A 12221-nucleotide genomic window follows, 5' to 3' on the forward strand; every position below is an offset into this window, starting at 1 on the left:
TCGTCTGCTGCGGAAGGGCGCGTTCCGGTTGGGACGCGCCCTTCTGCTTTGCTGGGTCCCGTGCCGCTCGTCGAGATCACGTACGCCCCCCACATCCCCCACGCCCTGCTCAAGGACCTCGCCGCGACGCTCCCGCACGCCGTCTCGGTGGCGGTCGAATGCCCGGAGGAGCCCTACGACGGCAACCTCCAGCCCGGTGACGTCGAGCTGCGCTTCCGGCCGCGCGGACCGTTCGACTCGACCGGCATGGACATCGTCGTCGAGGTCAGGTCGAAGTGGTTCGAGAGCCGCGCGGCCAACCGGCAGGACCGGGTCGACGGTCTGTGCACGGCCGTCGTGAACGCCACCGGCCTGCTCGACGTGGGCGTCTACCTCAGCCTCCCGGTCGCGGCCTGGGCGCAGAGCTGATCTTGCAACCGAACCGGTGTCCCGTGCGTCCTGTAGTGCGTGGAACTGGATGCCCTGTTCGGCAAGGACAACAGCAGCGTCGACACGGTCGAGGAGCCCGAGGTCGACGAGGTGCAGGAGGAGACCGCTGACGAGAACAGCATCGGCTGGAAGGCCCTCGCGCTGTTCATCTGCGGTGGACTGGTGATCATGGCGTTGGTCGTGGCGTTCTCGGTGTGGGTCATCGAGGGCCTGGTCCTCTGACTCTGAATCGATGGGGGACTAGGCGTTACCCGAAGTAACGCCTACTCTCCGGTACATGGGTGAACTCGCCGGTAACTTCGACGTCGTCATCGTCGGCTCCGGGTTCGGCGGGAGCGTGGCCGCGCTCCGGCTGACCGAGAAGGGCTATCGCGTCGCCGTGCTCGAAGCCGGCCGTCGCTTCGCCGACGACGAGTTCGCCAAGACCAGCTGGGACCTGAAGAGGTACCTGTGGGCGCCGCAGCTCAGGTGCTTCGGAATCCAGCGCATCCACCTGCTGCGCAACGTGATGGTGCTGGCCGGGGCGGGCGTCGGCGGCGGCAGCCTGGTGTACGCGAACACGCTGTACCGGCCGCTCAAGCCGTTCTACGAGGACCGGCAGTGGGCGCACATCACCGACTGGCAGGCCGAGCTCGACCCGTTCTACGACCAGGCGAGCCGGATGCTGGGCGTGGTCACGAACCCGACCACGACACCGAGCGACGTCGTCATGCGGAAGGTCGCGAAGGACATGGGCGTCGAGGACAGCTACCACCCCACGCCCGTCGGCGTCTTCTTCGGCGAACCCGGCAAGCCGGCGGAGGACCCCTACTTCGGTGGTGCGGGACCGGCCAGGACCGGCTGCACCGAGTGCGGCAGCTGCATGTCCGGCTGCCGGGTCGGCGCCAAGAACACGCTGGTCAAGAACTACCTCTACCTCGCGGAACAGCTCGGGGCGAAGGTCTTCCCGCTGACCACGGTGACCGGGCTGAGCGAGTCCGGTGGCCGGTGGACGGTCCAGGCCAAGCAGACCGGTGGCCGCGCCAGGGCCACGTTCACCGCCGACCAGGTCGTGGTCGCGGCCGGCACCTGGGGCACGCAGCAGCTGCTCCACCGGGCCAGGGCCACCACGCTGCCGAAGATCTCGGCCAAGCTCGGCGAGCTCACCCGCACCAACTCCGAGGCGATCATCGGGGCCGGGCGGTACACCGTGGACCCGCAGAACGACTTCACCAGGGGTGTCGCGATCACGAGCTCGATCCACCCCGACGAGATCACGCACATCGAGCCCGTCCGGTACGGCAAGGGCAGCAACGCCATGGGCCTGCTGCAGACGCTCGCCACCGACGGCTCGGCGAGCGTGCCGAGGTGGCTGCAGTTCCTGCGCGAAGCGGTCAAGCACCCGCTCAAGCTGCTGCGGCTGCTCAGCGTGCACCGGTGGAGCGAGCGCACGGTGATCCTGCTGGTGATGCAGAGCCTCGACAACTCCATCACCACGTTCCTCAAGCGCGGCAAGCTCACCAGCGAGCAGGGCCACGGCGAGCCCAACCCGGCGTTCATCCCGGCCGGCCACCGGGCCAACCTGCTCGCGGCCGAGCACATCGACGGCATCGCCGGCGGCACCTGGGGCGAGCTGTTCAACATCCCGCTGACCGCGCACTTCATCGGCGGCTGCGCCATCTCCAGCACCCCGGCCGAGGGCGTGATCGACCCGTACCACCGGGTCCACGGCTACCCCGGTCTGTCCGTTGTGGACGGTGCGGCGATCAGCGCCAACCTCGGCGTGAACCCGTCGCTCACCATCACCGCGCAGGCGGAGCGGGCGTTCTCGCTCTGGCCGAACAAGGGTGAGCGGGACCAGCGGCCGGCGCAGGGCGAGCCGTACCGGCGGATCAACCCGGCGAAGCCGCGCACCCCGGCGGTCCCCGAGCAGGCCCCGGCCGCGCTGCGGTTGCCGATCGTGGAGGTGTCCTGACCTCGATCACTTTGGCTACCGTGGAGGCATGGCCAAGAAGCCGTTCGCTTCCAGCGCGGACCTCGCCGACAAGGACGAGGTCTTCGTCGAGCTCGCCGAGGGCGTCTACACCCTGACCGCCGAAGGCGACCCCAACGTCGGTGCGATCGAGGCCGACGACTTCCTGATCTGCTTCGAGGCGCGCGCCACCCCCGCGGCCGCGCGCCGCTGGCTCGCGACCCTGCGCAAGCACACGAAGAAGCCGGTCCGCTACCTCGTGCTGAGCCACTACCACGCCGTCCGCACACTGGGCGCCAGCGCGTTCGACGCGCAGGAGGTCGTGGCGCACGAGATGACGCGGGTCCTGATCGCCGAACGCGGCCGGCAGGACTGGGAGAGCGAGTACGGCCGCATGCCGCGGCTGTTCGAGCAGCCGGCCGAGATCCCCGGCCTGACCTGGCCGACGCTCACGTTCTCCGACCGCATGACCATCCCGCTCGGCGGCGAACGCGGCGACCTCGTGCTGCAGCACCTGGGCCGCGGCCACACCGCGGGCGACGTCGTGGCGTGGCTGCCGCAGCAGCGCATCCTCTTCGCGGGCGACCTGGTCGAGTCGCAGGCCGCGCTCTACACCGGTGACGCGTTCCACGACGAGTGGGCGACGTCCACTTTGGACAACGTGGAGGACCTCGGCGCCGAGGTCCTGGTGGGTGGCCGCGGCAAGGTGGCCCGCGACCGGATCGAGGTCGAGGCCGCGATCGCGCAGAGCAGGCACTTCCTGGACGAGCTGCGCCGCACGGTCGGCGGGGTGCACGCCGAGGGCGGCACGCTCAAGCAGGCCTTCGAGCTGGCCCGCGAGACCCTGGCGCCCCGGTACGGCCGCTGGCCGATCTTCGAGCACTGCCTGCCGTTCGACGTGCAGCGCTACTGGGACGAGTGCGACGGCAAGGACTGGCCGGAGATCTGGACCGCGCGCCGCGACCGCGCCGTCTGGGACGCCCTGCAATGACCGTGCTGGTCGTCGGTGCGGGCCCGGTCGGGCTCACGGCGGCGCTGCTGCTGGCCCGCGCCGGTGTGCCCAGCGTGGTGCTGGAGAAGGCCACCGAGCGGTCCCGCGTGGGCAGCCGGTCGATCTGCGTGCAGCGCGACGTGCTGGAGGTCCTCGAACGGGTCGGCGCCGGGCAGGCCGTGGCCGACGCCGGCGTCACCTGGTACACCGGCCGGACCTACCACCGCGACCGCGAGGTGGCGACCCTGACCTTCCCGGCGGCAGCGGGCTTCCCGCCGTTCGTGAACACCCCGCAGACCGTCGTCGAGCGCATCCTGGAGGAGCGGGTCCGCGCCGAGCCGTTGGTCGAGCTGCGCTACGGCCACGAGGTCACCGGCCTGACCTGGGACGCCGACGGTGTGTCCACATCGGACGGAATCGCCGGCACCCACTGCATCGCCGCGGACGGCGCGCACTCGACCGTGCGGCGGCTGCTCGGCGTGCCGTTCGAGGGCTTCTCGTTCGACGACCGGTTCATCATCGCCGACGTGCGCGTCGACCTGGACTTCCCGGCACCGGAACGCCGCTTCTACTTCGACCCGCCGTGGAACCCAGGCCGCCAGGTGTTGCTGCACCCGCAACCGGACGGCGTGTGGCGGATCGACTGGCAGGTCGCCGAGTACGTCGAGCTCACCGACGACCACCTCCGCGCGATCGTCGGCGACAAGCCGTACGAGGTCGTCTGGCAGTCCACGTACCGCTTCCACCAGCGGCGAGCGGCGACGTTCCGCGTCGGCCGGGTCCTGCTCGCGGGCGACGCGGCGCACGTCATGAGCCCGTTCGGCGCGCGCGGCCTGAACTCGGGGATCTGCGACGCGGACAACGCGGCGTGGAAGATCGCCGCCGACCGCAACGGCGAGGCCGGGCCGGGTCTGTTGCGGTCCTACGACGTCGAGCGCGGTGCCGCCGCCGACGAGAACCTGCGCATCACCGGCGCCACCATGCGCTTCCTGGTGCCGGGCAACGACGACGAGCGCGCGCAACGGCAGCGTGCGCTGGAGTCCGGTGAGGGCATCGACTCGGGCAAGCTGTTCACCCCGTTCGCCTACACCGACTCCCCGCTGACCACGGATGGCGGCGAGCTGATCGCGGGATCTCGCGTGGCCGGGCCGGGGTTCCTGGTGCGGGACGGCCGCCTGATCAGGCCGGACGGTCACGTCGCCGGCACCGCGGCGAGCGATGAGGTGACGCGTCGCGCGCTGGGCTGGTGAACTGGACCACATGGGGATGAGCAGAAGGACTTTCTTACGGGGAACCGGGTTATCGGTCGCGGGCATGGGGATCGGTGGCACCGCCGCGGCGGACACGGACTGGGGGAGGCTGCGGCGCAGGCTGGGCGAGCGGCTCGTCCTGCCGCAGGACACCGGCTACGACGCGCTGCGGCTGCCGTTCAACACGGTCTACGCCCACCGCAGGCCGGCCGCCATCGCCCGGTGCGTGCGGACCGAGGACGTGCAGGCGTGCCTGGACTTCGCCTCGCACCAGGGCATCCCGGTCGCCGCCCGCAGCGGCAGGCACAGCTACGCGGGCTACTCGGTGCCGGAGAACGGCCTCGTCGTCGACGTGAGCGCGTTGAACGACGTGCGCTTCCGCGGCACCGACGTGCGGGTCGGCAGCGGCATCCGGCTCGGCGACCTCTACGAGACCATCGGCGCACGCGGCCGCGCGGTGCCGGGTGGCACCTGCAAGTCCGTCGGCATCAGCGGTCTCACGCTCGGCGGCGGCATCGGCGTGATCGGCCGCAAGTACGGTTTGACCTGTGACAACCTGCTCAGCGCGCGGATCGTCACGCCGGACGGCTGCGTGCGCACGGCGTCCGCGGACTCCGAGCCCGGCCTGTTCTGGGCGCTGCGCGGCGGTGGCGGCGGCAACTTCGGCATCGTCACGTCGTTCACGTTCCGCAGCGTGCCCGCGCCGGACATCACCCGCTTCCTGCTGCTGTACCCGGACGGCGCGACCGCCGACGTGGTCGACGCGTGGCAGGAGTGGTTCGCCGACGCCCCGGACGAGCTGTGGGCGATCTGCGAGACGCTCTCCGGCACGCCCACCAGCACCGCGGTCGGCGGCACCTACCTCGGTCCCGCGAAGGACCTGCACCCGTTGCTCGACCGGATGCCGAAGGGCACTCAGCGGGTCGTCGAGGAGCTGACCTACCTGGAGGCCATGCGGTTCTACGCGGGCGGCGACGAGACCGGTGCCGCGTTCGTGGCGTCGTCGCGGATGGCCTATGAGCACGTGCCCGGCTCCCGCGTCGACGAGCTGCTGCGGGGCGGCAGCCGGTACCGCATCCAGTTCGACTCGTTCGGCGGCGCGCTCGGCCGGGTCGCACCGGACGCGACCGCGTTCCCGCACCGGCGGGCCAAGGCCAGTGCCCAGTGCTACGTCAACGTCGTGGACGGCCGCACCGAGGCGGAGGGCCGGCGGATCCTGGCGTCGTTGCGCGACGGGCTCGGCACCGGCACCACCGGGTACGTCAACTACGTGGACCCGGAGATGCCGGACTGGGCGAGGGCCTACTACGGCCGCAACCTCCCGCGGTTGCGGGAGGTGCGCCGCCGCTACGACCCCGACCGGGTGCTCGCGTTCGCCCAGGGGCTGTAGCGCGATCCCGTGCCTAGATCTGAACTCCGGTCAGGACGGTCACCCGTTCCTCGGTGAAGTCCTCCATCGCCGACCGGACGCCCTCGCGCCCGGTGCCCGAGCCCTTCACGCCGCCGTAGGGCATCTGGTCGGCGCGGTAGGACGGCACGTCACCGATGATCACGCCGCCGACCTCCAGCTCGGCCGCCGCCTCGAACGCGACCTGCACGTCACGGGTGAACACCCCGGCCTGCAACCCGTACTTCGAGTCGTTGACCTGCGCGAACGCCTCCTCGACGCCGTCGACCACGGACACCACGAGCACCGGCCCGAAGACCTCTTCGCGCCACACCTTCGCGTCCATCGGCACGTCGGTCAGCACGGTCGGCTCGACCGTCGCGCCGGTGCGCTTGCCGCCGGTGAGCACCTTGGCGCCCGCGTCGGCGGCCATCAGCACCCACTCCTCGACGCGGCGCGCGTTGTCCTCGTCGATCAGCGGCCCGACCTCGACCTCGGGGTCGTGCGGGTCGCCGGTCCGCAGCGCGGCGACCTTCTCGACGAGCTTCGGCACGAACTCCCCGGCCACCGACCGGTCCACGACCACCCGCTGCACCGCGATGCACGACTGCCCGGCCTGGTAGTTGCCGAACGTCGCGATCCGCTGCGCCGCGAAGTCCAGGTCCGTCCAATCAGGACAGACGACGGCGGCGGCGTTGCTGCCCAGCTCCATCACGACGTGCTTGCGCGGCGCGGAGTCCATCAGCGACCAGCCGACCTTCGTCGACCCGGTGAAGGAGATGACGGGCAGCCGTTCGTCGGTGACGAGCTTCTCCATGTCCTTGCCCCGCACCGGGAGCACGGAGAACGCGCCCTCCGGCAGGTCGGTCTGGGCGAGGACCTCGCCCAGCAGCAACGCGCTCAGCGGCGTGGCCGAGGCGGGTTTCACAACCACCGGCGCACCCACCGCGAGCGCCGGCGCGACCTTGTGCGCCACCAGGTTGAGCGGGAAGTTGAACGGTGCCACCGCCAGCACGGGACCGCGCGGCACGTGGCGCACGATCGCCATCCGGCCCTCGCCGCCCGCGTCGGTGTCCAGCCGCTGCACCTCGCCGCTGAACCGGCGGGCCTCCTCGGCGGCGAACCGGAACGTGTTCACCGCGCGCTGGACCTCGACCTCGGCCCACTTGAGCGGTTTGCCGTTCTCGGCGGTGATCGTCTCGGCGATCTCCTCCGCGCGGTCGGTCAGGGCCTGCGCGACCTGCTGCAACGCGGTCGCGCGCACGTGCGCCGGTGTTCTGCGGAACTCGCGGGCCACGGCGTGGGCAGCGGCGACGGCACGTTCCACCTGGTCAGGGCTCGGCACGGCGACCGAGGCCACCTCGGTGCCGTCGAACGGGTGGAACACACCCAGCGCCTGCTCGCCCTGTTCGGGACGGCCGGCGATCCAGCACGGCCTCGGTTGTGGCGTGAACGCGTCCATGGGCTCACGGTAGGCCCTGACCGCCGGTTGGCACCCGCTGAGCGCGCGACTGCCTTCGGGGTCCGCCCGCGTGGCCAACCTCACCGGGGACCGCAACCCGTTCCCACGTCTGGTGGTCCGGTCTCGAACACCTGGTCAACCCGGCCACCGGTAGGCGCCCGACCTGCGGCGCATGACATCCTTAGGCCGTGTCCGACACCAGCAACCGCCCTGTTCTCGTCGTCGACTTCGGCGCCCAGTACGCGCAGCTGATCGCCCGCCGCGTCCGCGAGGCCCAGGTCTACTCCGAGGTGGTCCCGCACACCGCGACGGTGAGCGAGATCCTCGACAAGAACCCGTTGGCCATCGTGCTGTCCGGTGGCCCGTCGAGCGTCTACGAAGAGGGCGCGCCGCAGGTCGACGCCAAGCTGTTCGAGACCGGTGTCCCGGTCTTCGGCATCTGCTACGGCTTCCAGGCGATGGCCCGCGCCCTCGGCGGCGAGGTCGCGCACACCGGCACCCGCGAGTACGGCCGCACCGACCTCGGCGTCACCGCGGAGGCGGGCGCGCTGCACACGGAGCTGCCCGCGAGCCACCCGGTGTGGATGAGCCACGGCGACGCCGTCACCAAGGCCCCCGAGGGCTTCACGGTCACCGCGACCAGCGAGGGCGCCCCGGTCGCCGCGTTCGAGGACACCGAACGCCGGTTCGCCGGTGTGCAGTACCACCCGGAGGTGCACCACTCGCCGCACGGCCAGGAGGTGCTGCGCCGGTTCCTGCACGACATCGCCGGCCTGCGCCCGCAGTGGACCACCTCGTCCATCGTGGACGAGCAGGTCGCCCGCATCCGCGAGCAGATCGGTGACGGCAAGGCCATCTGCGGCCTGTCCGGCGGCGTCGACTCCGCCGTGGCCGCCGCCCTGGTCCAGCGCGCCATCGGCGACCGCCTCACCTGCGTCTTCGTCGACCACGGCCTGCTGCGCTCCGGCGAGCGCGCCCAGGTCGAGCGCGACTACGTGGCCGCGACGGGCATCAACCTGGTGACCGTCGACGCCCGCGAGCGGTTCCTGACCGCCCTGGCCGGCGTCACGGACCCGGAGGAGAAGCGCAAGATCATCGGCCGCGAGTTCATCCGCGTGTTCGAACAGGCCGAGCGCGACCTCAAGGCCGAGGGCGACTACCGCTTCCTCGTCCAGGGCACCCTCTACCCCGACGTCGTCGAGTCCGGCGGCGGCGCGGGCACCGCGAACATCAAGTCGCACCACAACGTCGGCGGCCTGCCGGACGACCTGCAGTTCGAGCTGGTCGAACCGCTGCGCGCGCTGTTCAAGGACGAGGTCCGCCGCGTCGGCACCGAGCTCGGCCTGCCCGAGACCATCGTGCAGCGCCAGCCGTTCCCCGGCCCCGGCCTCGGCATCCGCATCATCGGCGAGGTCACCCAGGACCGCCTCGACACCCTGCGCCAGGCCGACGCCATCGCCCGCGAGGAACTCACCGCGGCAGGCCTCGACCGGCAGATCTGGCAGTGCCCGGTCGTGCTGCTCGCGGACGTCCGCAGCGTCGGCGTCCAGGGCGACGGCCGCACCTACGGCCACCCGGTCGTGCTGCGCCCGGTGTCGTCCGAGGACGCCATGACCGCCGACTGGACCCGCCTGCCCTACGAGGTGCTGGAGCGGATCTCGACCCGGATCACCAACGAGGTGGCGGAGGTCAACCGCGTGGTGCTCGACGTGACGTCGAAGCCGCCGGGCACCATCGAGTGGGAGTGACCACGTGACGAGGCCCCCGGCAGGACGCCGGGGGCCTCGTCCGTTCGATCAGCGCTGCCGGTGCCGGAGAAAACTGGAGTCGACCGCGACCGGTCCGGTCAACCGCCACGCGCCGCGCTCGAAAGCGAGGTTGCCGGTCACCGTGAACGGCAGTCCGTTGGTGTGGGTGAAGATCGCCCAGCCGTAGTCGTCCCCGCTCAACGGGATGTGGATCTTTCGTGTGCGCCCCCGGACCTCGGCGCTCAGCACGATCGTCGTTTCCTCCTGGTCGTCGCCGCTCGACTCCTCCCTCGTCAGCGAGCGGACCTGGCCGACGAGTGTCTCGGTGCTCGGCGGTTCCTCACGGCGCACCAGATGTTCCCGAACACGCGGCAGCCCCGCGATCGCATCGCGGTTGATCACGATGCGGGAGGAGGGGACCTCCGGCGGCGGCGCGCTCGCCGCCCAGTCGAACGAGAGGTCCAGTTCGCGCAGGGTGTCCGACTCCGTCAGATCTTGGAGCGACTCCACGAGGTTGGCGCTGAGTCCCTGTTCCGCGGCACGTTCGACCGCACCGGGGTTCCAGCTCAGCGAGAGGTCCCTGGCCGCGTGCAGACCCGTGGCGAGCGTTTCCATCACGCGGCGCTGGAAGGGGCCCTCCGGGCCGTCCTCGTGATCGGGCAGCGGATCTCCGAGCCGGGTGACGACCGTGAAGACGAAACTGCCGCGCTTGGTGTGCCCGAGCCGGATGTCGTCGTCCAGGAAGTCGTTCACCGTGCTGGAGCGGCGGCCTCGGTGGGAATGCGTCGGATCGTCGGCCGAGGTGGCAGCGGCCTTCATCATCTTGAACAGGCCGTCAAGGGTTCTCTCCGCCTGTTTGAACGGCAGCGTTCCGTCGATCATGATCTGGTCGAACCGGACGAAGAACAGGTCGGCACGGGTCACCGTGATCCGCTCGGCCAGCCGCTGCGGATCCCAGTCGTACACGGTGGCCAACGACCGGAGGGTGTCGCGGAAGCGCTGGGCGAAGTCGACGAAGTCCGTTGCCAGGGGGAGCATCACCCGTGCTCGGTCGTGGAGGCGCCAGATCTGCCGGACGTCGGGAACCTGTGCTTCGAGTTGCCAGTCGTTGGCAGCGAGGTACTGCTGCACCGCCAGCGGGTGGAGGCTTTCGGCGAGTTCGCGGTAGTCGTCGAGTGACGGGCTGCTCACCAGGTCGTCCATGTGGAGTGTGTGTCGCGAAGCCGGTCGTGCTGCGTGGTGCACTTGAGCTGGAGCTCGAACTCCGGGCAGTAGTACTTCACGTACTCGGTCGACGACGAGATGGTGATGTCGACGCCGTCGTAGTCGGTTGCGTGCCACTTGATCGAACAGTCGGCCGCAGCAGCGATCATCTTCACGAAAGCGAGACCGAACTGCTCCTGACGAGCTGTGAACGGCAAGCCTTCGTCAAGTGGTGCTTCCGCGCTGCCGCTTCCGTCGGCCATGGGCTCCCTCCTCGTGGCGGCGAACTGGCAGCACCATAGGGAGCGGCCGGTCCGACGCAGGGAGGAATCGATCTTCGTCACCCGGAAGCGTGACGAGGCCCCCGGCAGGACGCCGGGGGCCTCGTCCGTTCGGTCAGCGCTGCCGCCGGCGCAGTGAGTTGGTCAGCAGGACCACACCCACCAGGATCGCCGTCCCTCCCAGCGCCCACCGGAAGTCGAACCAGAACCGCCCGTCGCTCAGCACGTAGGCCGCTGTCAGCAGCCCGCCGATGCCGAACACCAGGCCCACCACGTCGATCCGGCGGCGCACGGCCTGTCCGGAAGTCTGCTCAGCCACGGAGCACCCTCACCTCTCCGACGCTCGTGCGAACGTCCAGGTCGATCTTCAAGCCGCCTTCGCCGTCGTCGCCGAGGTCCTTGCCCTCGACCTGCACGGCGCCGCCCTCCGCCTTGCGGTCGAGGCAGTCGAGCTCGCCGATGGACGTGGCGTCGCAGGTGAACGTGACGTCGGCGGTCTTCGGCACGTGCACGACGACCTCGCCCAGGTCGGCGTTCACGGCGGTCTGCACCGAACCGGAGTCCGGCAGTTCGCGCAGGTCCAGCAGCACGCTGCCGACGCCGATCGAGTACTTCGCCTGCACCTCGTCGAGCGTCTTGGGCGTGGGGGAGATGCTGCTGACCGTGGTGGGGCCGTCGAAGTCGACGGCGGTCACGCCGAAGCCGACCACCGCCAGCGGGACCAGCAGCCACACCAGGCCGCGACCGCCGCCGGTGAAGGCACCGACCAGCAGGCCGGCCGCCAGCACGGCGATCGCCAGGCCGATGACGTGCGGCGCGGTGAACCACGGCACGACCGGGGCCGCGATGGCGGAGCCGGCGACCACCAGCATCATCACGCCCAGGGTCGCCAGGCCGATCCGCGGCTTGCGCGGGCGCGGTGCGGGGGGCGGGGCCGGGGCGGGTGCTGGTTCGGGCAGGTCCCACGCGAACGGGGCGGCGCCCAGCGGGTCCCAGGCCGGTGCCCCCGGCACCGGTGGCACCGGCGGTGGTTCGGCCAGCGTCGTCGCCGGCTGCAGGTGTCCCCGGTTCTTCTGCAGCAGGTACACGCCACCGACCGCCGCCGCCAGCGTCACGACGACCTGGAAGCCGCCGCTGCCGAACGTGAAGGCGAGCGCCGGGAACATGAGGATGCCGAGGAACAGCGTCTTGGCCGGCGGCATCTCGCTCTGTCCCTTGTGGACCAGCGCCTCCAGCGGCGACACCGCGTCGCCCTCCTCCGGCAGCACCAGCCAGCCCGCGAGGTACAGCGGCAGGCCGACGCCGCCCGACAACGCGAGCGCGACGAAGGCGATCCGCACGATCACCGGGTCGATCTGGTAGCGCAGGGCGATGCCGGTGGCGACGCCGCCGAGCTTCCGCCCTGCACGGGGCCGCACCGGCCGGTGGGCCCAGAACTCCCTGAGCGTGTCCGCCACGCCCTGCATTGCCTTCTCAGTCCCGCTCACGACGACAAGGTTGCGCTGCCGGAGCGCGAACC

At 70.9% G+C, this 12221-nt stretch carries 12 protein-coding genes; 7 read left to right on the top strand and 5 right to left on the bottom strand.

The genetic code is table 11. The annotated features are described in order from the left end of the window. The first annotated feature begins 60 nt into the window (after nt 1-60). The 6 genes from AB0A63_RS25570 to AB0A63_RS25595 all read left to right on the top strand — a co-directional run bounded on the left by AB0A63_RS25570 (nt 61) and on the right by AB0A63_RS25595 (nt 6011). Nucleotides 61-408 carry a hypothetical protein gene (locus tag AB0A63_RS25570; RefSeq protein ID WP_360395818.1) on the top strand — a complete coding sequence of 116 codons (348 nt, stop codon included), beginning with the start codon at nt 61-63 and terminating at the stop codon, nt 406-408. A gap of 39 nt (nt 409-447) precedes the next feature. Continuing rightward, on the top strand, nt 448-651 hold the full coding sequence (locus AB0A63_RS25575) for a hypothetical protein (protein WP_360395820.1): 204 nt from the start codon (nt 448-450) through the stop codon (nt 649-651). 55 nt (nt 652-706) lie between these two features. Beyond that, nucleotides 707-2383 carry a GMC family oxidoreductase gene (locus AB0A63_RS25580; protein WP_360395822.1) on the top strand — a complete coding sequence of 559 codons (1677 nt, stop codon included), beginning with the start codon at nt 707-709 and terminating at the stop codon, nt 2381-2383. Between the two features lie 28 nt (nt 2384-2411). Then, nucleotides 2412-3371, top strand: a complete 960-nt coding sequence (locus AB0A63_RS25585; RefSeq protein ID WP_360395824.1) for an MBL fold metallo-hydrolase — start codon at nt 2412-2414, stop codon at nt 3369-3371. Beyond that, nucleotides 3368-4621, top strand: coding sequence for an FAD-dependent monooxygenase (locus AB0A63_RS25590; RefSeq protein ID WP_360395826.1), 1254 nt, complete (start codon nt 3368-3370; stop codon nt 4619-4621). The genes AB0A63_RS25585 and AB0A63_RS25590 overlap by 4 nt, the downstream gene beginning before the upstream one ends. Nucleotides 4622-4685: 64 nt before the next feature. Further along, nucleotides 4686-6011 (top strand): FAD-binding oxidoreductase, encoded by a 1326-nt coding sequence (locus AB0A63_RS25595; protein ID WP_360395828.1) that lies wholly within the window; start codon nt 4686-4688, stop codon nt 6009-6011. A 13-nt stretch (nt 6012-6024) separates the two neighbouring features. Here the strand turns inward: AB0A63_RS25595 and AB0A63_RS25600 are convergent, their stop codons facing one another. Next, nucleotides 6025-7470, bottom strand: a complete 1446-nt coding sequence (locus AB0A63_RS25600) for an aldehyde dehydrogenase family protein (protein WP_360395830.1) — start codon at nt 7468-7470, stop codon at nt 6025-6027. 188 nt (nt 7471-7658) lie between these two features. Between AB0A63_RS25600 and guaA the strand changes: the two genes are divergently transcribed. Beyond that, on the top strand, nt 7659-9218 hold the full coding sequence (guaA, locus tag AB0A63_RS25605; RefSeq protein WP_360395832.1) for a glutamine-hydrolyzing GMP synthase: 1560 nt from the start codon (nt 7659-7661) through the stop codon (nt 9216-9218). A gap of 48 nt (nt 9219-9266) precedes the next feature. On the opposite strand, the gene AB0A63_RS25610 is transcribed toward guaA, so the two are convergent. The 4 genes from AB0A63_RS25610 to AB0A63_RS25625 form a co-directional block, all read right to left on the bottom strand. Continuing rightward, nucleotides 9267-10421: a hypothetical protein gene (locus AB0A63_RS25610; protein ID WP_360395834.1), complete on the bottom strand. Its 1155-nt coding sequence runs from the start codon at nt 10419-10421 to the stop codon at nt 9267-9269. Further along, nucleotides 10406-10684 carry a DUF4365 domain-containing protein gene (locus AB0A63_RS25615; RefSeq protein ID WP_360395836.1) on the bottom strand — a complete coding sequence of 93 codons (279 nt, stop codon included), beginning with the start codon at nt 10682-10684 and terminating at the stop codon, nt 10406-10408. Before AB0A63_RS25615 ends, AB0A63_RS25610 begins: the two co-directional genes overlap by 16 nt. 133 nt (nt 10685-10817) lie before the next feature. After that, nucleotides 10818-11021 carry a hypothetical protein gene (locus AB0A63_RS25620; RefSeq protein WP_360395838.1) on the bottom strand — a complete coding sequence of 68 codons (204 nt, stop codon included), beginning with the start codon at nt 11019-11021 and terminating at the stop codon, nt 10818-10820. Further along, nucleotides 11014-12189 carry a PspC domain-containing protein gene (locus AB0A63_RS25625; protein WP_360395839.1) on the bottom strand — a complete coding sequence of 392 codons (1176 nt, stop codon included), beginning with the start codon at nt 12187-12189 and terminating at the stop codon, nt 11014-11016. The genes AB0A63_RS25620 and AB0A63_RS25625 overlap by 8 nt, the downstream gene beginning before the upstream one ends. Between the last annotated feature and the right edge of the window lie 32 nt (nt 12190-12221).

Origin of the sequence: Lentzea sp. NPDC042327 (genome assembly GCF_040647275.1) — a bacterium.
Lineage (GTDB): Bacteria > Actinomycetota > Actinomycetes > Mycobacteriales > Pseudonocardiaceae > Lentzea.